The 19,916-nt window shown below is 72.1% G+C and carries 16 protein-coding genes; 7 read left to right on the top strand and 9 right to left on the bottom strand.

Translation table 11 applies throughout. The features are described from left to right. Positions 1-190: 190 nt before the first annotated feature. The gene (locus R2E43_RS06140; RefSeq protein WP_093457340.1) at positions 191-4,114 is read left to right on the top strand and encodes a glycoside hydrolase family 2 TIM barrel-domain containing protein; all 3,924 of its coding nucleotides are present in this window, start codon (positions 191-193) and stop codon (positions 4,112-4,114) included. Positions 4,115-4,153: 39 nt separating this feature from the next. Beyond that, entirely contained in the window at positions 4,154-5,032 is an 879-nt protein-coding gene (locus R2E43_RS06135; protein WP_003972520.1) for a DUF72 domain-containing protein, read from the top strand. On the opposite strand, the gene R2E43_RS06130 is transcribed toward R2E43_RS06135, so the two are convergent. Continuing rightward, the gene (locus R2E43_RS06130; protein ID WP_003972519.1) at positions 5,013-5,375 is read right to left on the bottom strand and encodes an ArsR/SmtB family transcription factor; all 363 of its coding nucleotides are present in this window, start codon (positions 5,373-5,375) and stop codon (positions 5,013-5,015) included. The two genes, R2E43_RS06135 and R2E43_RS06130, sit on opposite strands and share 20 nt — an antisense overlap. A 69-nt stretch (positions 5,376-5,444) precedes the next feature. Here R2E43_RS06130 and R2E43_RS06125 point away from each other — a divergent pair, with 69 nt between their 5' ends. From R2E43_RS06125 to R2E43_RS06110, 4 genes are all read left to right on the top strand, one after another. Next, positions 5,445-7,361 (top strand): heavy metal translocating P-type ATPase, encoded by a 1,917-nt coding sequence (locus tag R2E43_RS06125; protein ID WP_326647942.1) that lies wholly within the window; start codon positions 5,445-5,447, stop codon positions 7,359-7,361. Between the two features lie 79 nt (positions 7,362-7,440). Then, positions 7,441-8,925 carry an AlkA N-terminal domain-containing protein gene (locus tag R2E43_RS06120; protein WP_269462745.1) on the top strand — a complete coding sequence of 495 codons (1,485 nt, stop codon included), beginning with the start codon at positions 7,441-7,443 and terminating at the stop codon, positions 8,923-8,925. An 80-nt stretch (positions 8,926-9,005) separates the two neighbouring features. Next, positions 9,006-9,500, top strand: coding sequence for a methylated-DNA--[protein]-cysteine S-methyltransferase (locus R2E43_RS06115; RefSeq protein ID WP_011030939.1), 495 nt, complete (start codon positions 9,006-9,008; stop codon positions 9,498-9,500). Between the two features lie 204 nt (positions 9,501-9,704). Continuing rightward, positions 9,705-10,574 (top strand): LLM class flavin-dependent oxidoreductase, encoded by an 870-nt coding sequence (locus R2E43_RS06110; RefSeq protein ID WP_191850094.1) that lies wholly within the window; start codon positions 9,705-9,707, stop codon positions 10,572-10,574. 31 nt (positions 10,575-10,605) lie between these two features. Here the strand turns inward: R2E43_RS06110 and R2E43_RS06105 are convergent, their stop codons facing one another. Further along, entirely contained in the window at positions 10,606-11,331 is a 726-nt protein-coding gene (locus tag R2E43_RS06105; protein WP_011030941.1) for a Sir2 family NAD-dependent protein deacetylase, read from the bottom strand. 41 nt (positions 11,332-11,372) lie between these two features. Next, the gene (locus R2E43_RS06100; protein ID WP_136208341.1) at positions 11,373-11,867 is read right to left on the bottom strand and encodes an NUDIX domain-containing protein; all 495 of its coding nucleotides are present in this window, start codon (positions 11,865-11,867) and stop codon (positions 11,373-11,375) included. Positions 11,868-12,036: 169 nt separating this feature from the next. Between R2E43_RS06100 and R2E43_RS06095 the strand changes: the two genes are divergently transcribed. Next, the gene (locus R2E43_RS06095) at positions 12,037-13,194 is read left to right on the top strand and encodes a glycerate kinase (protein ID WP_332055975.1); all 1,158 of its coding nucleotides are present in this window, start codon (positions 12,037-12,039) and stop codon (positions 13,192-13,194) included. 267 nt (positions 13,195-13,461) lie between these two features. Here the strand turns inward: R2E43_RS06095 and pssA are convergent, their stop codons facing one another. From pssA to R2E43_RS06065, 6 genes are all read right to left on the bottom strand, one after another. Continuing rightward, a complete protein-coding gene (gene pssA, locus R2E43_RS06090) occupies positions 13,462-14,280 on the bottom strand; it encodes a CDP-diacylglycerol--serine O-phosphatidyltransferase (RefSeq protein WP_030178550.1) in 819 nt (272 codons plus the stop codon). A gap of 22 nt (positions 14,281-14,302) precedes the next feature. After that, positions 14,303-14,959: a phosphatidylserine decarboxylase gene (locus tag R2E43_RS06085; protein WP_003972510.1), complete on the bottom strand. Its 657-nt coding sequence runs from the start codon at positions 14,957-14,959 to the stop codon at positions 14,303-14,305. Positions 14,960-15,129: 170 nt separating this feature from the next. Then, entirely contained in the window at positions 15,130-16,335 is a 1,206-nt protein-coding gene (locus R2E43_RS06080; protein WP_011030944.1) for an acyl-CoA dehydrogenase family protein, read from the bottom strand. Between the two features lie 2 nt (positions 16,336-16,337). After that, a complete protein-coding gene (locus R2E43_RS06075) occupies positions 16,338-16,850 on the bottom strand; it encodes a MaoC family dehydratase (RefSeq protein WP_003972508.1) in 513 nt (170 codons plus the stop codon). A gap of 5 nt (positions 16,851-16,855) precedes the next feature. Further along, on the bottom strand, positions 16,856-17,875 hold the full coding sequence (locus R2E43_RS06070; protein WP_011030946.1) for an HpcH/HpaI aldolase/citrate lyase family protein: 1,020 nt from the start codon (positions 17,873-17,875) through the stop codon (positions 16,856-16,858). Then, complete coding sequence (locus R2E43_RS06065; RefSeq protein ID WP_193485624.1) at positions 17,872-19,899, bottom strand: protein meaA; 2,028 nt, start codon at positions 19,897-19,899, stop codon at positions 17,872-17,874. Before R2E43_RS06065 ends, R2E43_RS06070 begins: the two co-directional genes overlap by 4 nt. Positions 19,900-19,916 lie beyond the last annotated feature (17 nt).

Raw genomic sequence — 19,916 nt, 5'->3', positions numbered from 1 at the left:
CGAAGGTCTCCGTGTTCACCAGGAACAAACAAACTCCGACGGGGTAATTGATTCGGTTGTGTTCGGGTTCTAGGGTGACCCGTGACTCAGTAGTCGCCGCGTCACCGGCAGTTGCGTTCCACCCCTACGGCAACTGCTCTCACAGCACCGTGCGTTGAGCCGCCCCCGAAGCCCACGGAAGGCCACGGTCATGCCGCACTCGCCCGTGTCACCCGCCGAATCCCCGGCCCCTCAGCCCGGCCGGCCCCGCCCGGTCGTCAGCCGCCGCCGCCTCCTGGAGGGCGGTGCCGCCGTCCTCGGCGCCCTCGCGCTGTCCGCGTCGCCCCTCACGGCACAGGCGGCCGTACGGCGGGCGGCGGCCGACGAGCCGCCGGAGTGGAACGACTTCGGCGTCTTCCGGCTCGGCACCCAGCCGCCGCACGCCACGCTCACGCCGTACGCGGACGTCGAGCAGGCGCTCGCCGGCGACCGCGCCCGCTCGCCCTACCGGCTCAGCCTGGACGGCACCTGGAAGTTCGCCTACGCCGACCGTCCCGAGGACCGGGACGCCGACTTCCACCGCACCGACGTGGACGACGGGGACTGGGGGACCATCCCCGTCCCGTCCGTGTGGCAGCTGCACGGCCACGACTTCCCCATCTACCTGAACATCACCTACCCGTACTGGGGTCCCAACGGCCAGGGCGAGGAGCCGCAGCCGCCCGCCGCGCCGACCCGCTACAACCCGGTCGGCCAGTACCGGCGCACCTTCACCGTCCCCCGGGACTGGACGGGCCGTCGCACCTTCCTCCACTTCGAGGGCGTCAAGTCCGCGCACTACGTCTGGATCAACGGCGAACTGGCCGGCTACGACGAGGACTCCTACACGCCCTCCGAGTACGACGTCACCGACCTCCTCAAGCCGGGCACCAACCAGATCGCCGTCGAGGTCTACCGCTACTCCGACGGCGACTGGATGGAGGACCAGGACATGATCCGGCTGAGCGGCATCTTCCGCTCGGTCCACCTCTACTCCACCCCGGCCGTGCACCTGCGCGACTTCAAGCTGGACACCCCGCTCGACGACACCTACACCGGCGCCGAACTGGCCGTCACCGCGAGCGTGCGGGCGTACGGCGAGGGCGGCACGGGCCGCTACACCGTCGAGACCCAGCTGTACGACGCGCGCGGCCACGCCGTCTGGTCCCGGCCGCTGCAACAGCCCGTCGACGTCGGCGGGGCCCGCGCGGGCGAGGACGTCACGGTACGGGCCGCGAAGGCGGTGCCGAAGCCCCGGCTCTGGTCCGCCGAACACCCCGACCTCTACACGGCCGTCCTGCGCTTGCGCGATCCCGCCGGGAAGGTGACCGAGACCCTGTCGCACCGGGTCGGCTTCCGCGAGTTCGCGCTCAAGGACGGGCTGATGCGGATCAACGGCGAGCCGGTGTCCATCCGCGGCACCAACCGCCACGAGATGCACCCCGCCCGCGGCACCGCGCTCACCCGCGAGGACATGGTCGAGGACATCAAAATCATCAAGCGGATGAACATGAACAGCGTCCGCACCTCGCACTACCCCAACAACCCCTACTGGCTCGAACTGGCCGACGAGTACGGCCTCTACCTCGTCGACGAGACCAACCTGGAGACCCACGGCATCCGCGGCGAGTACCCCGGCGACCACCCGGACTGGACCGCCGCCTGCGTGGCCCGCGCCCAGAACATGGTGCACCGCGACAAGAACCACGCCTCGGTCGTCATCTGGTCGCTGGGCAACGAGGCGGGCGGCGGCTCCACCTTCAGCGCCATGCACGACTGGATCCGCTCCTACGACGACACCCGCGTCATCCAGTACGAGGGCGACGACCGCCCCGGCGTCAGCGACATCCGCTCGGAGATGTACGACAGCCCGCAGCGCGTCGAGCAGCGCGCGAAGGACACCTCCGACACCCGGCCGTACGTCATGATCGAGTACGCCCACTCGATGGGGAACTCCACCGGCAACTTCAAGAAGTACTGGGACGTCGTCCGCCGCTACGACGTCCTCCAGGGCGGCTGGATCTGGGACTTCGTCGACCAGTCCCTCTACACGCCCGTCCCCGCCCGCACCCTGCTCACCGAGGCCGGGCCCGCCGGGCTGCGCGGGGAGATCCTCGCCACCCGCGGCACCCTCGACCGCGACGAGGGACTGTCCGGCATCACCGTCTTCGAGCGCCACGACAGCCTCGACCTCACGGGCTCACTGACCCTGGAGGCCTGGGTCACCCCGCACGTGACGGGCTACCACCAGCCGATCATCGCCAAGGGCGACACCCAGTACGCGCTGAAGCAGAACGGCCGGACCCTGGAGTTCTTCATCCACTCCGAAGGCCAGTGGATCACCGCGAACTGGACCGTGCCGGAGGACTGGACCGGCCGCGAGCACCACCTCGCGGGCGTCTTCGACGCGGACGCCGGGACCCTGACCCTCTACGTCGACGGCGTCGAACGGGCCACCCGCACCACCGACCGGCGCCCCAGCAGCAACACCGCGCCCCTCGCGCTCGCCTCCGACGCCGACAACCAGGTGCGGGAGTTCAGTGGCACCGTCCGCCGCGCCCGCGTCTACGCCCGCGCCCTCGGCGCCGCCGAACTGGCCTCCGAGAGCCGCGGACCCGGCGACGACGGTGTGCGGTTCTGGTTCGACGCCGCCACGGTGAAGACCTCGACGCGGCGCCCCCGGGACAAGACGTTCCTCGCCTACGGCGGCGACTGGGGCGACAACCCCAACGACGGCGCCTTCGTCGCGGACGGCATCGTCACCGCCGACCGCGGCCACACCGGCAAGGCCGCCGAGGTCAAGCGCGTCTACCAGGCGATCGACGCCGCCCGCACCCCGGGCGGCGGCCCCGGCGCCGTCACCCTCACCAACGAGTACCTCTTCACCCACCTCCGCGAGTTCGACGGGCACTGGGAACTCGTCGCCGACGGCGAGGTCGTACGGCGCGGGAGGCTGACCCGGGACCAACTGGACGTGGCACCGCGCTCCAGCAAGGACATCACCGTCCCCGTCCGGCTGCCGGGGCGACCCGGCCCGGGTACCGAGTACTTCCTCCAGCTCTCCTTCACCACCAAGGAGTCCACCCCGTGGGCGAAGGCGGGCTTCGAGGTGGCCCGCCGACAGCTCCCCGTCGAGGCCGACGTCCCGGCGGTGACGCCGGTCCGCGCGGCGAGCGTGCCGGCCCTGCGCCACGAGGACCGCGACCAGGAGGTCGAGGTCACCGGCAGGGGCTTCTCGGTCACCGTCGACAAGCGCACCGGCACCATCAGCTCCTACGAGGCCAAGGGCACCCGGCTGATCACCTCGGGACCGGTGCCCAACTTCTGGCGCGCGCCCACCGACAACGACAAGGGCAACGGCCAGCACACCCGCAACCAGACCTGGCGCGACGCGGGCGCCCGCCGGAAGGTCACCGGCGTCACCGTGCGCGCGCTCGGCGACCGGGCCGTCGAGATCAAGGTCACCGGCACGCTGCCCACCTCGGTGGAGTCCACGTACGGCACCACCTACACGGTGTTCGGCAACGGCGAGATCAAGGTCGACAACACCCTGCACCCGGGCGCCGCGAACCTGCCCTACATTCCCGAGGTCGGCACGATGCTGCTCCTGCCGCGCGGCCTGGACCGCGTGCACTGGTACGGCCGCGGCCCCGAGGAGAACCACTGGGACCGCAACGACGGCACGGACGTCGGCCGCTACTCCGGGACCGTCGCCGAGCAGTGGACGCCGTACATCCGCCCGCAGGAGAACGGCAACAAGACCGACGTCCGCTGGATCGCCCTCACCGACCGCCACGGCGTGGGCCTGCTCGCCTCCGGCGAACCCCTCCTGGAGGCCAACGCGTCGTACTTCACGCCGGAGGACCTGTCGGCCGGGGTGCGGCACGACTACCAGCTCACCCCGAGGGACGAGGTCGTCCTGCGCCTGAACCACCGGCAGATGGGCGTCGGCGGCGACAACAGCTGGGGTGCGCACACCCACGACGAGTTCAAGCTCTTCGCCGACCGGGACTACGCGTACACCTACCGGCTGCGCCCGCTCACCGACGTGCGCGACGCGACGCGCGCCTCGCGGCGGCCGACGGCGACGGAATAGGCCCGGATCACGACGGGAGCCCGGGGTAACCGGGCTCCCATGGGTGACATTCTGGTCGGCGCCTGTTCGTGGACGGACCGGCAGCTCCTGGCGAGCGGCTGGTATCCGCGCGGGCGCCGGGACGCGGAGGGGCGGCTGCGGCACTACGCCTCGCGGCTGCCCGTCGTCGAAGTGGACGCCGGATACTACGCGTTGCCGAGCCGGCGCAACAGCGAGCTGTGGGTGGAGCGCACGCCGGACGGCTTCCGCTTCGACGTCAAGGCGTTCTCCCTGCTGACCGGCCACCCCACGCGCGCGGAGTCCCTGCCCGCGGACCTGCGCGGAACCGACCCCGGCCCGCTGAGGCGCGGGCGGGCGGGTGAGGGCCTGCTGGACGAGGTGTGGGGGCGCTTCGCCGAGGGGATCGAGCCGCTGCGCAAGGCCGGACGGCTCGGCACCGTGCTGTTCCAGTTCCCGCCGTGGTTCGCGCCGGGCGACCCGGCCGAGGCGACGCTCGAAGCGTGCGCCCTGCGTACGCAGGGATGGCCGCTCGCCGTGGAGTTCCGCCATCCGGGGTGGTGGGAGCCGGAGCGGGCGGAGGCCACCCGCGCGTCGCTGTCCGCCCTCGGCGCGTCGGCCGTCGGCACCGACATGGCCCAGCGGCTGCCCGGGTCCCTGCCGCCCATCGCGCCGGTCACCCGGCCCTCCCTCGCCGTCGTACGGTTCCACGGCCGCAGCGCCGCCTGGGGGAGGGGAAGCAAGGAGGACCGCTTCCGGTACGACTACGACGTGACCGAACTCGCCGCCTGGGTGCCCCGGTTGCGGCGCGCCGCCCGGCAGGCGGACGAGCTGCACGTGCTCTTCAACAACTGCTGCGCGGACGCCGCCGTTGGAGCCGCCGAGAGCATGCGGCGGCTGCTCACTCGGCCGTGTCGCTGATCCCCAGCCGCAGGTGCTCCACGTGGTACACGGCCTGGTCGAGCAGCCCGGCCACATGGTCGTCGTGCAGCGCGTACACCACCGAACGGCCACGTCGCTCACCCACGACGAGGCCCAGGTTGCGCAGCAGCCGCAGCTGGTGGGAGCAGGCGGACTGCTCCATGCCGACCTCCGCCGCCAACTCGGTCGCGGGCAGCGGGCCCTCGCGCAGCCGGGCCAGGATCAGCAGCCGGGAGGGGGTGGACAGGGCCTGGAGCGTGGTGGCGACCTTGGCGACGTTGTCCGCGTCCAGCCGCACGCGTGCGGCGGCGTCCTGCGCGGTGGTGGCGGCTCCGTGACCCATGCGGTTCATCCTACTCACCACACATGAACACATGAATGAGTCTTCATCCGTTCCTGTAAGGTGTGCCGCGTGTCCACCACGCTTGCCCCCACCCCGGTCCCCGCGCCCGTCCGCCGGGCGCCCCGCCGCCGCACCCGCGTCCTCGCCCTGCCCGAGGCCCGCTGGGCGCTGGTGTCCCTCGTCGCCTTCCTCCTCGCCCTGCCCCTCGACCTCGGCGGTGCCACCGCCTGGACGTACGGCCCGCTGTACGCCGTCGCCTACGCGTCCGGCGGCTGGGAACCCGCGCTGGAAGGGCTGCGGGCGCTGCGCGAGAAGACCCTGGACGTCGACCTGCTGATGATCGTCGCGGCGCTCGGCGCGGCCGCGATCGGGCAGGTCCTCGACGGCGGTCTGCTGATCGTCATCTTCGCCACCTCCGGCGCCCTGGAGGCCCTGGCCACCGCCCGCACCGCCGACTCCGTGCGCGGCCTGCTCGACCTCGCGCCCACCACCGCGACCCGGCTGCGGGAAGGCGGCGAGGAGACCGTCCCGACCGCCGACCTCGCCGTCGGCGACCTGGTCCTGGTCCGGCCGGGGGAGCGGATCGGCGCCGACGGCACCGTCGCCGAGGGCGCCGGAGAGGTCGACCAGGCCACCATCACCGGCGAGTCCCTGCCCGTCCTCAAGCGCCCCGGCGACGACGTCTTCGCCGGCACCCTCAACGGCACCGGCGCGCTGCGCGTCCGCGTCGGGCGCGACCCGGCCGACTCGGTCATCGCCCGGATCGTCACCCTGGTCGAGGAGGCGTCCCGCACCAAGGCGCCGACCCAGCTGTTCATCGAGAAGATCGAGCAGCGCTACTCGGTCGGGGTGGTCGTCGCCACCCTCGCGGTCTTCGGCATCCCGCTCGCCTTCGGCGCCGACCTCACCGACGCCCTGCTGCGCGCCATGACCTTCATGATCGTCGCCTCGCCGTGCGCGGTCGTCCTGGCGACCATGCCGCCGCTGCTCTCGGCCATCGCCAACGCCGGCCGGCACGGCGTCCTGGTCAAGTCGGCGGTCGCCATGGAACGCCTCGGCGAGATCGACACCGCCGCCCTCGACAAGACCGGCACCCTCACCGAGGGCACCCCCGAGGTGACCGCCGTAACCCCCGCGGCCGGCGCCGGGGTCGACGAGGACGCCCTCCTCGCCCTCGCCGCCGCGGCCGAGCACCCCAGCGAGCACCCGCTGGCCCGCGCGATCGTGGCCGCCGCCCGCGCCCGGGGACTGCACATCGCGCCCGCCGACGACTTCACGGCGGCCCCCGGCCGCGGCGTGACGGCCGTGATCGACGGCCGCACGGTGCACGTCGGCCGCGCCGAGCCCACCGAGGGCGCTGCGGGCGCTGCGGGCGCCGAAACCACCGTCCGCGTCACCCGCGACGGCACCCACCTCGGCACCCTCGCCCTCACCGACCGCCTCCGCGACGACGCCGCCCGGGCCACCACCCGGCTCACCGCCCTCACCGGCACCGCCCCCACCCTGCTCACCGGCGACCACGCGGCCGCCGCCGCCCGCGTGGCCGACGCGACCGGCATCACCGACGTCCGCGCCGGACTGCTGCCGGAGGACAAGGTCGGGGCCGTACGGGAACGGGAGCGGGCCGGCCGCAAGGTGCTCTTCGTCGGCGACGGCGTCAACGACGCCCCCGCGCTGGCCGCCGCGCACGCCGGTGTCGCCATGGGCCGGGCCGGCTCCGACCTCGCCCTGGAGACCGCCGACGCGGTCGTCGTGCGCGACGAGCTGACGGCCGTACCCGCCGTCGTGGACCTCTCCCGGCGGGCCCGCAGACTGGTCGTCCAGAACCTGGCCGTCGCCGGGGTCTTCATCACCGTCCTCGTCCTGTGGGACCTCATCGGCCACCTCCCGCTGCCGCTCGGCGTCGCGGGCCACGAGGGCTCGACCGTGCTGGTCGGCCTGAACGGCCTGCGGCTGCTGCGCGAGTCGGCCTGGCGCCCGGAGTGATCCGCAGGGCCCCAGCACGCGGCACCTCCATGTCGGAATCCCGCCAGCCCCGGCCCGGCCGGTGCTCCATCCTGGACGCATGCAGACGGGAATGCACACCGACACCGAGCGCTGCGTGCGCGCCGTGCAGTCGAAGGACGCGCGGTTCGACGGCTGGTTCTTCACGGCCGTCCTGACCACCGGCATCTACTGCCGGCCGAGCTGTCCGGTGGTGCCGCCCAAGCCCGGGAACATGACCTTCTACCCGAGCGCGGCGGCCTGCCAGCAGGCCGGGTTCCGGGCGTGCAAGCGCTGCCGCCCGGACACCAGCCCGGGCTCGCCCGAGTGGAACCGGCGCGCCGACCTCACGGCCCGCGCCATGCGCCTGATCGCCGACGGCGTCGTGGACCGCGAGGGCGTGCCCGGTCTCGCCTCCCGCCTCGGCTACAGCACCCGCCAGGTCGAACGCCAGCTCCTGGCCGAGCTGGGCGCGGGCCCCCTCGCCCTCGCCCGCGCACAGCGCGCCCAGACCGCACGGCTGCTGATCGAGACCACCCCGCTGCCCATGGCGGACATCGCCTTCGCGGCCGGCTTCTCCTCCATCCGCACCTTCAACGACACGGTCCGCGAGGTCTACGCCCTCTCCCCGAGCGAACTGCGCACCCGCGCCCCCAGGAACCGCCGCGCCGCCACCGCCCCCGGCGCCCTGTCCCTCCGCCTCCCCTTCCGCGCCCCCCTCAACCCCGACAACCTCTTCGGCCACCTCGCCGCCACCGCCGTACCCGGCGTGGAGGAGTGGCGGGACGGCGCGTACCGACGCACCCTGCGCCTCCCGTACGGTCACGGCATCGTGGCCCTCACCCCGAACCCCGACCACATCGCCTGCCGCCTCACCCTCAGCGACCTGCGCGACCTGACCGTCGCCATCAGCCGCTGCCGGCGCCTGCTCGACCTGGACGCCGACCCGACGGCGATCGACGACCAGCTGCGCGCCGACCCGCTGCTCGCGCCGCTCGTCGACAAGGCCCCCGGGCGGCGCGTGCCGCGCACCGTGGACGAGGCGGAGTTCGCCGTACGGGCCGTGCTCGGCCAGCAGGTCTCCACCGCCGCCGCCCGCACCCACGCCGCCCGCCTGGTCACCGCGCACGGCGATCCGGTGGACGACCCCGAGGGCGGCCTGACCCACCTCTTCCCGTCGACCGAGGCGCTGGCGGCGGTGGACCCGGAGACCCTGGCGATGCCCAGGACTCGCCGCACCACCTTCACCACCCTGGTCGCCCACCTGGCCGACGGCTCGGTCAACCCGGGCGTCGAGTCCGACTGGGCCGAGACCCGCGCCCGGCTCCTGGCCCTGCCCGGCTTCGGCCCCTGGACCGCCGACGTCATCGCCATGCGCGCCCTCGGCGACCCCGACGCCTTCCTCCCCACCGACCTCGGCATCCGCCGCGCCGCCGCCGAACTGGGCCTGCCCTCCACCCCGGCCGCGCTCACCGCCCGCGCGGCGGCCTGGCGGCCCTGGCGGGCGTACGCCGTCCAGTACCTGTGGGCGACCGACGACCACCCGATCAACTTCCTGCCCGTATAAGACCGTTCGCGTACGACCGTTCGCGTACGACCGTTCGCGCACGACCGTTCGAGCCCGTTCGAGGAGCCGGAGCGAAACCCGTGAAACAGCACACCGTGATCGACAGCCCCTACGGCGCACTCACCCTCGTCGCCGAGGACGGCGCCCTGTGCGGCCTCTACATGACCGACCAGCGCCACCGCCCGGACGAGGAGACCTTCGGCGCCCGCGACGAACGTCCCTTCGCCGAGACCGAGGAGCAGCTGGAGGCCTACTTCTCCGGCGAACTGAAGGACTTCACCCTCGGCCTGCGGCTGAACGGCACCCCGTTCCAGCGCATGGTCTGGACACAGCTCCGGAAGATCCCGTACGGCGAGACCCGCAGCTACGGCGAGCTGGCCGCCGCCCTCGGCAACCCGGCCGCCTCCCGCGCCGTGGGCCTCGCCAACGGCCGCAACCCGATCGGCATCATCGTGCCCTGCCACCGCGTCATCGGCGCGAGCGGCGGCCTCACCGGCTACGGCGGCGGCCTGGAGCGCAAGCAGCGGCTGCTGGACTTCGAACGCGGGACGGCGGTACCGGAGGCCCTGTTCTAGCCGCGCGGGCCCCGGGTTCCAGCCGCGCGGGCTCCGGACGGAAACGCGTTGCCCGCGCGCCGCCGGGCCCGTTACGCTCACCGGACTTCGAAGACCACGCTCTCCCGAAGGATGCCGCAGATGGGGAGCAGGCCCGCGCACCGCAGCCCGGGACCACGGAGGGGCGGCGCCACTTTTCGGCATGCCCTCCGGAGGACCGCACCCATGCATTCCACGCACCGCCCGCACATCGGCCTCGGCCTGCCCGTCGACGACCCCGCCCTGCTGCCGGCCTGGGCCCGGCGCGCCGACGCGCTCCCCTTCAGCACGCTCGGCCTGCTCGACCGGCTCGTCTACGACAACCCCGAACCCCTGATCACCCTCGCGACCCTCGCGGGCGCCACCTCCCGCATCCGCCTGCAGACCGAGGTGCTGATCGCCCCCGTCCACAACACCGCACTGCTCGCCAAGCAGACCGCCACCCTCGACCGCCTGTCGGACGGCCGCTTCACGCTCGGCATCGGAGTCGGCGGGCGCGCCGACGACTGCCTCGCCGCCGGCATCGACCTGCACCGCCGGGGCCGCCGCCTCGACGAGCAGATGACCCTCCTGCGCCGCACCTGGGACGGCGAGCCCTACGGCCGGGACGTCGGCCCCATCGGCCCCCGCCCCGCCACGCCCGGCGGACCGCGGGTGCTGTTCGGCGGCTTCGCCCCGGCCGCCCTGGAACGGGTCGGCCGGTTCGGCGACGGCTTCCTCGGCGCCGCGCTGCCCGCCGCGCACATGAGCGGCCTGTTCCGCCAGGTCGAGGCGGTCTGGCGGAAGTACGACCGCCCGGGCCGGCCGCGCCTGGTCGCCCAGGCGAGCGTGGCCCTCGGCCCCGACGACACGGTGCAGCGGGCCCGGCGCAACCTCCGCGACTACTACGCCTTCACCGGACGCGCCGAGTACATGGCCGAGGGCCTGCTCACCACCGCACGGGAGATCCGGGCCGCCGTCGACGCCTTCCGGGACATCGGCGCCGACGAGGTCGTGCTCTACTGCTGGACATCGGACCCCGACCAGGTCGACCGCCTCGCCGACGCCGTGTTCTGACGGGCCTGCGGCTTTCGGTTCCAGCCGCGGCTCAGCCCAGCCCGCGCAGCAGCGCGGGCAGGGCTGAGCCGATCGGCTCCCGGATCACTTCGTCGGCCAGCTCGTCGTACGGCGTCGGCTCCGCGTTGACGACGACCAGCCGGGCCCCGTGCTCGACGGCGACCCGGGCCAGTCCGGCGGCGGGCTCCACCTGGAGACTGGTGCCGACCGCGACGAACACCTGGCACGCCTTGCTGATGGCGGCCGCCTCGCCCAGCACCACCGGGTCGAGGCGTTCGCCGAACATCACGGTCGCCGTCTTCAGGACGCCGCCGCAGTCCAGGCACGGCGGATCGTCCTCACCGGCCTCGATCCGGGCCAGCACGTCCGCCATCGGGCCCCGGGCCCCGCAGCCGGTGCACACGCAGTCGCGCGCGGTGCCGTGCAGTTCGAGGACCTTGCGGGCGGAGACCCCGGCGAGCTGGTGCAGACCGTCCACGTTCTGCGTGAGCACGCGGACCGGTACCCCGCGCCGCTCCAGGTCGGCCACCGCGCGGTGCGCCGCGTTCGGCTCGGCGTGCAGCGCGGCGCTGTCCCGCCGCATCAGCCAGGAGCGCCGCCTGATCTCCGGATCGCCCATGTAGTACTCGTACGTGACGAGCTTCTCGGCCTCCGGGTCGCGCCGCCACAGTCCGTTCGGACCGCGGTAGTCGGGAATGCCGGAGTCGGTGGAGACGCCGGCACCGCTGAGGATGGCGACGAGAGGCTTGCCGGTCATGCGGTCGAGGGTAGGGGCGCCGGGGTGCGGCCGGCGAACGGTTATCGGTCGACCCGCACGCCGTCCTCCAGCTCGGCCGTGCCGGAGCCGTCCGCCAGGACGTCCAGCGCGGCCAGCACCCGGCCGTGCAGGGAACCGAGCAGGTGGGCGCCGAGTTCCGCGCGCGGCACCAGCCGCCAGGACAGCAGCTCCTCCTCCTGCAACCGGATCGCCTTGAGATCGTCCTCCGACAGCACCCCGCCGTCGTACAGGTACGCCACGATCGGCGGCCTGCCCGCCCCGTTCGACCAGTCCACCGCGAGCAGCCGGCCGATCCGCACGTCGAGTCCGATCTCCTCCAGGGTCTCCCGCCACGCGCCCCGCCGCGGGCTCTCCCCGTCCCCGGACTCGATCGTCCCGCCGGGCAGCGCCCACCCCTCGCGGTAGTTCGGCTCGACGAGCAGCACGCGCCCCGCGGCGTCCCGGAAGACCGCGGCGGCACCGGCGAGGACGCGGGGCAGACCGGCGATGTAGGTGGCGTAGTCAGCAGTGGTCATCCCGGAAGCCTAACGAGCCCGGCCCCCGGCCCGGCGCCCTCCCGGAGCGGGTGCACGGCGGGTTCCACGCTGTGGGCAGGGCATGACGGCGCGGGCGTCCTCCGGTTAGGGTCGCAGCGGCGCGACTGCCTTGACGTGCGCAAGGCTCGGAGAGCAAGGGGAGAGCAAGGTGGCTGACGCTGCTGTGGACGGGACCCGCCGGGTACTCGTCGCCGCGGACAAGTTCAAGGGCTCGCTGACGGCCGTCGAGGTCGCCGAGCGCGTCACGGCCGGACTGCGCCGCGTCGTGCCGGACGTCCTGGTCGAGGCGCTGCCCGTCGCCGACGGCGGCGACGGCACGGTGGCCGCCGCGGTCGCGGCCGGATTCGAACGCCGGGAGGCACCGGTCGCCGGTCCCCTCGGCGAGGAGGTGACGGCGGCGTACGCGCTGCGCGGCGACACCGCCGTCGTGGAGATGGCCGAGGCCAGCGGCCTCCAGCGGCTCCCGGAAGGCGTTCTCGCGCCGCTGACGTCGTCCACGTACGGCTCGGGCGAGCTGCTGCGGGCCGCACTGGACGCGGGGGCGCGGACGATCGTGTTCGGGGTCGGCGGCAGCGCCACCACGGACGGCGGCGCCGGGATGCTGGCCGCGCTCGGGGCGCGGTTCCCGGACGGGAACGGCGAGCCGGTCGCGCCGGGCGGGGGCGGTCTCGCGGGGCTGGTCTCGGCCGACCTGTCGGGCCTCGACTCCCGCCTGTCCGACGTGGAGCTGGTGCTCGCCAGCGACGTCGACAATCCGCTGACCGGGCCGAAGGGCGCCCCGGCCGTCTACGGGCCGCAGAAGGGTGCCTCGCCGGACGACGTGACGGCCCTGGACGCGGCCCTCGCGCACTTCGCGAAGGTGCTGGAGCGGACGGAGGGCGTGGGCGCGCGGGCCGCCGAGTACGCCGCGTCGCCGGGCGCGGGTGCGGCGGGCGGCATCGGGTTCGGCGCGATGCTGCTGGGCGCGCGGTTCCGGCCCGGCATCGAGGTGATGCTGGACGTGCTGGGCTTCGCGCCGGCGCTGGAGCGGGCGGACCTGGTGATCACCGGGGAGGGCTCGCTGGACGAGCAGACCCTGCACGGGAAGGCACCGGCGGGTGTCGCGGCGGCGGCACGGGCCGCGGGCAAGGAGGTCGTCGCGGTGTGCGGGCGCCTGGCGCTGCCGGCGGAGGTGCTGGGGCGGGCCGGGATCCGGCGGGCGTATCCGCTGACGGACGTCGAGCCGGACGTCGCGAAGTGCATCGCGGACGCGGGGCCGATCCTGGAGCGGGTGGCCGAGTCCATCGCGCGGGACTTCCTGGCCTAGGGGGTCTCGCCCCCGCCGCCCCTTCCCGTTCCCGACCCCGGGGGCTCCGCCCCCGGACCCCCTTCGGCCCTGAACGGGCCTCGTCCTCAAACGCCGGACGGGCTGAAGGGCGCGGCACCCTTCCAGCCCACCGAGTCGGGCGGTGGGTGGGCACAGGCCCGGGGGTCTGGGGGCGGAGCCCCCAGGGACGCCGACATCGGCGCCGGGCGCGCGCAAACAGAAGGGCCCCGAACCCGACCCGGGTCCGGGGCCCCACCCAGCGGAGCGCTACGGCAACTGCGCCGCCCGCGCCTCCCGTCGGTTGTCACGGAAATTGTTCACCCTGCGAGCGGTGGCGAACAGCGGGATCACCGCCCCCATCACCAGCTGCAGCGCACACCCCGTCTGCAGCAGCAGCTGCCCGCTCGGCGCGTCGAACGCCCAGCCGGCCAGCAGCCCCATCGACAGGACGATCCAGGACAGCATCGCCACCGCGAGCCGCCCCCGCGGCTTCGGGTACTCGACCCGGCTCACCATCAGCCAGGCCGTGCCCAGGATCGCCAGCAGCGTCGCCACGAACGGCAGCTCGAGCAGCACGATCGACACCACCGTCAGCGCCCCGAACGGCGACGGCATGCCCTGGAAGGTGCCGTCCTTGACGGTGACGCAGGAGAACCGCGCGAGCCGCAGCACCACCGCCAGCAGCACCACGATCGCCCCCACCGCCGCCACCCGCTGGTAGGCGTCGTCCGCGACCATGCCGTAGACGAGGACGAAGTACGCCGGCGCGAGGCCGAAGCTGATCAGGTCGGAGAGGTTGTCCAGCTCCGCGCCCATCGGCGAGGACCGCAGCTTGCGGGCGACCAGACCGTCGAACAGGTCGAAGATCGCCGCGCACAGCATCAGGATGACCGCGGTGGCCGCGCTGTGCCGGGCCATGCCCGACTCGTCGCTGCCCATGAGGTGCGGGATCAGGATGCCGGTGGTGGTGAAGTACACCGCCATGAAGCCGCACGTGGCGTTGCCGAGCGTGAGCGTGTCCGCTATCGACAGGCGGAGCGAGAGCGGCATCTCCTCCTCGTCGTCCACCTCGTCGGCCTCCGGCACCCATCCGGCCTGGGTCTGTGGATCAATCACGGTCAATTCGAGTCACCCCAGCCACCGTCTTCTGACCCACCTCTACATCCACCTCGACACCCTCCGGCAGGTACAGGTCGACGCGGGAGCCGAAGCGGATCAGACCGACCCGCTCGCCCTGCTCGACCTTGGTGCCCTGGGGCACGTACGGGACGATGCGGCGGGCCACCGCGCCGGCGATCTGGATCATCTCGATGTCGCCGAGCTCGGTGTCGAAGTGCCACACGACGCGCTCGTTGTTCTCGCTCTCCTTGTTGAAAGCGGGAACGAAGCCGCCCGGCACGTGCTCGACCGACGTCACCGTGCCCGCCAGCGGGGCGCGGTTGACGTGGACGTTGAGCGGGCTCATGAAGATCGCGACGCGGGTGCGACCGTCCTTCCACGGCATGATGCTCTGCACCACACCGTCGGCGGGCGAGACGACCCGGCCCTGGGTGATCTCGCGCTCGGGGTCGCGGAAGAACCACAGCATCCCCGCCGCGAGCGCGGTGGCGGGGACGGCGACGGCCTTGGCGGTGCCGGAACGGCGGGCCCGCAGGAGGCTGACGGCTGCGGTGGCGACGGTCGGCAGAAGCCACGGCGAGGCTCCGCGCGCGAGGCGTACGCCGGCGAGGCTGTCGCGAGGTGCAGAGGTTTGGCTGTGGGGCATGGATGACCTTCGTAGCGGATGATGCCGCGCTATGACGGGGGACGGCGGCTTTCCGGCGATCGTAGCGGCTCCGCGCCGCAACTGGGTAAGCCAGGAAGCTGAGTCGGCGGCCGAACACTGCCTACGGGGTGTGACCTTCTTCTCCAAGAAAACACCCCGTATCCGGACATCTAACCCTGGAATCGATACTCTTCGAGCAGTCGGCGGCCGATGATCATTTTCTGGATCTCGGCGGTGCCTTCACCGATGAGCAGCATCGGCGCCTCGCGGTAGAGGCGCTCGATCTCGTACTCCTTGGAGAAGCCGTACCCGCCGTGGATCCGGAAGGCGTCCTCCACGACCTCCTTGCAGTACTCGGAGGCGAGGTACTTGGCCATCCCCGCTTCCAGGTCGTTTCGTTCGCCCGAGTCCTTTTTGCGCGCAGCGTTCACCATCATCGCATGCGCCGCCTCCACCTTGGTAGCCATCTCCGCGAGCTTGAACTGGATGGCCTGGTGCTGGGCGATCTGCTTGCCGAAAGTGTGACGCTGCTGGGCGTACCGGACGCCGAGTTCGAAGGCACGCTGAGCGACGCCGCAGCCACGGGCCGCCACGTTGACGCGGCCGACCTCGACGCCGTCCATCATTTGGTAAAAACCTCGGCCGGTGACGCCGCCGAGCACCCGATTGGCCGGAATGCGCAGGCCGTCCATGATGAGCTCGGTGGTGTCGACACCCTTGTAGCCCATCTTGTCGATCTTCCCGGGGATGGTCAGGCCCGGCCGGACCTCGCCGAAACCGGGTTCCTTCTCCACCAGGAAGGTCGTCATGGACTTGTGCGGGGCCGTGCCCTCCGGGTGACCCTCGTCACTTTTCACCAGTACGGCCACCAGCGACGACGTACCGCCGTTCGTCAGCCACATCTTCTGGCCGTTCAGGACGTACTCCTCGCCGTCCCGCACCGCCTTCGAGGAGATCGCCGACACGTCGGAGCCCAGCGCCGGCTCGGACATCGAGAAGGCGCCCCGGATGTCCCCGGCGGCCATGCGGGGCAGGAAGTGGTCCTTCTGCTCCTGCGTGCCGTGCTGCTTGAGCATGTACGCCACGATGAAGTGCGTGTTGATGATGCCGGACACCGACATCCAGCCGCGGGCGATCTCCTCCACGCACAGGGCGTAGGTCAGGAGCGACTCGCCCAGGCCCCCGTACTCCTCGGGAATCATCAGGCCGAACAGGCCGAGTTCCTTCAGCCCGTCCACGATGTCCTGCGGGTACTCGTCCCGGTGCTCCAGCTCGGTGGCGACCGGGATGATCTCCTTGTCCACGAAGTCCCGGACGGTGGAGAGGATCTCCCGCTGGACGTCCGTGAGGCCGTGGGTCTGGGCGAGGCGGCTCATCTCTACTTCCCCTGTTCCTTCGGCTCGGGCCGGCCGGGCTGCTCGCCGCCGCGCTCCTTGGTGTACGTCTCGGTCGGCACCATCACCTTGCGGCGGAAGACGCAGACCAGGGTGCCGTCCTGCTTGTAGCCCTTGGTCTCGACGTGGACGATGCCGCGGTCGTTCTTCGACTTGGAGGGCCACTTGTCGAGCACGGTCGTCTGGCCGTAGACCGTGTCCCCGTGGAAGGTCGGCGCCACGTGCTTGAGCGACTCGATCTCCAGGTTGGCGATCGCCTTGCCGGACACGTCCGGGACGGACATGCCGAGCAGGAGCGAGTAGATGTAGTTGCCGACCACCACGTTCTTGCCGAAGTCCGTCGTCTTCTCGGCGTAGTTGGCGTCCATGTGGAGCGGGTGGTGGTTCATGGTGAGCAGACAGAACAGGTGGTCGTCGTACTCCGTGACCGTCTTCCCCGGCCAGTGCTTGTACGTCGCCCCGACCTCGAACTCCTCGTAGGTGCGTCCGAACTGCATCGCCCTCAGCCCTCCGGGATCTCGAACTTCGACGTACGCCGCATGCCCGCGGCACGTCCCTTGCCGGAGACGACCAGCGCCATCTTGCGGCTGGCCTCGTCGATCATCTCGTCGCCGAGCATCGCCGAGCCCTTCTTGCCGCCCGCCTCGGACGTGTAGTAGTCGTACGCGTCCAGGATCAGCTCGGCGTGGTCGTAGTCCTCCTGGGAGGGCGAGAAGATCTCGTTGGACGCCTCGACCTGGCCCGGGTGCAGCACCCACTTGCCGTCGAAACCGAGGGCGGCGGCGCGCTGGGCGACCTCGCGGTAGCCGTCCACGTTGCGGATCTGGAGGTAGGGGCCGTCGATCGCCTGGAGGTTGTTGGCGCGGGCGGCCATCAGGATCTTCATCAGGATGAAGTGGTAGGCGTCGGCCGGGTAGCCGGGCGGCTGCTCGCCCACGACCAGGGACTTCATGTTGATGGACGCCATGAAGTCGGCCGGGCCGAAGATGATGGTCTCCACGCGCGGGCTCGCCTGGGCGATCTCGTTGACGTTGTTGAGACCCTGCGCGTTCTCGATCTGCGCCTCGATGCCGATCCGGCCGACCTCGAAGCCCATCGTCTTCTCGATCTGGGTCAGGAGGAGGTCGAGGGCGACGACCTGCTGGGCGTCCTGGACCTTGGGGAGCATGATGCAGTCCAGGTTCGGGCCGGCGCCCTCCACCACCGTCACGACGTCCCGGTACGTCCACTCGGTCGTCCAGTCGTTGACGCGCACGACGCGGGTCTTGCCGGTCCAGTCGCCCTCGTTGAGGAACTTGACGATGGTGTGCCGCGCCTCCGGCTTGGCGAGCGGCGCGCAGGCGTCCTCCAGGTCGAGGAAGACCTGGTCGGCGGGGAGGCCCTGGGCCTTCTCCAGGAAGCGGGGGTTGCTTCCCGGGACCGCCAGGCAGGAACGCCGGGGGCGAAGGCGAGAGGTGCCGTCCCGCAGGGACGCCGTCTGAGGGTGGTGGTGGGAGACGGGCGGGCGGTTGACCGTGGTCATGCGGGGACCTCCAGGGGGTCGAGCTTGTTCGCGTACCGGATCTCGTCGACGATCCGGCCGATGATGCCGGTGATGTCGAAGTCCTTCGGGGTGAAGACCGCGGCCACTCCCGCGGCCCGCAGGTCCTCGGCGTCACCGTTCGGGATGATGCCACCGGCGATCACCGGGATGTCTGTGGCACCGGCCACACGGAGCCGTTCGAGTACGTCCGGCACCAGTTGGGCGTGCGAGCCGGACAGGATGGACAGGCCCACCGCGTGCACGTCCTCCGCGAGGGCGGCGTCCACGATCTGCTCCGGGGTGAGCCGGATGCCCTGGTAGACCACCTCGAAGCCGGCGTCGCGGGCGCGCACGGCGATCTGCTCGGCGCCGTTGGAGTGGCCGTCCAGGCCGGGCTTGCCGACCAGGAAGCGGAGCTTGCCGACCTCCATCTCCTTGGCCGTCAGCTCCACCTTGCGGCGCACCTGAGACAGGGCCGAACCCTCCTCCGCGGTGACCGCGACCGGCGCCGAGGACACGCCGGTCGGCGCCCGGAACTCGCCGAAGACCTCGCGCAGCGCCCCGGCCCACTCGCCGGTCGTGGCACCGGCGCGGGCGCACTCCAGGGTGGCCTCCATGAGGTTGCCGGTGCCGCGTGCCGCCTCCTTCAGCTTCTCCAGCGCCTTGCAGGGGCGCGGGTGGTTGAAGGGCGGTTGGTACCGCGTGTCCCGCCAGTTGTGCAGCGAGGCGATGACACGGGCCTCCACCGCCGGGTCGACCGTCTGGATCGCGGTGTCCAGGTCGGCGGTCAGCGGGTTGGGCTCGGTGCCCTCGAAGGCGTTGACACCGATGATCTTCTCCTCGCCGGACTCGATCCGGGCCCGGCGCTCGGCGTGCGAGGCCACCAGCTGGGACTTGAGGTAGCCGGACTCGACGGCGGCCATCGCGCCGCCCATCTCCTGGATGCGTTCGATCTCCGCGAAGGCCGCCTCGACCAGCTCGTCGACCTTCGCCTCGACCACCTTCGAGCCCTCGAAGAGGTCCTCGTACTCCAGCAGGTCGCTCTCGTGCGCCAGCACCTGCTGGATGCGCAGCGACCACTGCTGGTCCCAGGGCCGGGGCAGGCCCAGCGCCTCGTTCCAGGCCGGCAGCTGCACGGCACGCGCGCGTGCGTCCTTGGAGAGGGTGACCGCCAGCATCTCCAGCACGATCCGCTGCACGTTGTTCTCCGGCTGCGCCTCGGTCAGGCCCAGGGAGTTGACCTGGACGCCGTAGCGGAAGCGGCGGTGCTTGGGGTTCTCGATGCCGTAGCGCTCGCGGGTGACGCGGTCCCAGATGCGGCCGAAGGCGCGCATCTTGCACATCTCCTCGACGAAGCGGACGCCCGCGTTCACGAAGAAGGAGATGCGGCCGACCACGTCGCCCATGCGCTCCTGCGGCACCTGGCCGCTGTCCCGCACCGCGTCGAGCACGGCGATCGCGGTGGACATCGCGTACGCGATCTCCTGCACCGGCGTGGCGCCCGCCTCTTGCAGGTGGTAGCTGCAGATGTTGATCGGGTTCCACTTGGGCAGGTGGGACACCGTGTACGCGATCATGTCCGTCGTCAGGCGGAGCGACGGTCCCGGCGGGAAGACGTGCGTCCCCCGGGACAGGTACTCCTTGACGATGTCGTTCTGGGTCGTGCCCTGGAGCTTGGTGAGGTCCGCGCCCTGCTCCTCCGCGACGACCTGGTAGAGCGCCAGCAGCCACATGGCCGTGGCGTTGATGGTCATCGAGGTGTTCATCTGCTCCAGCGGGATGTCCTGGAACAGCCGGCGCATGTCACCGAGGTGCGCGACCGGCACGCCGACCCGGCCGACCTCGCCGCGGGCGAGGACGTGGTCGGAGTCGTAGCCGGTCTGGGTCGGCAGGTCGAAGGCGACCGACAGACCCGTCTGGCCCTTGGCGAGGTTGCGCCGGTACAGCTCGTTGGACGCCTCGGCCGTGGAGTGACCGGCGTAGGTGCGCATGAGCCACGGCCGGTCCTTGTGACGCTCAGTCATGTGTGGCCTCCGCCGTC

The sequence above is a fragment of the Streptomyces violaceoruber genome, assembly GCF_033406955.1.
GTDB classification, from domain to species: domain Bacteria; phylum Actinomycetota; class Actinomycetes; order Streptomycetales; family Streptomycetaceae; genus Streptomyces; species Streptomyces violaceoruber.
The sequence above is the reverse complement of the archived record's forward strand: the minus strand, read 5'-3'. Positions and strand labels throughout refer to the sequence as shown.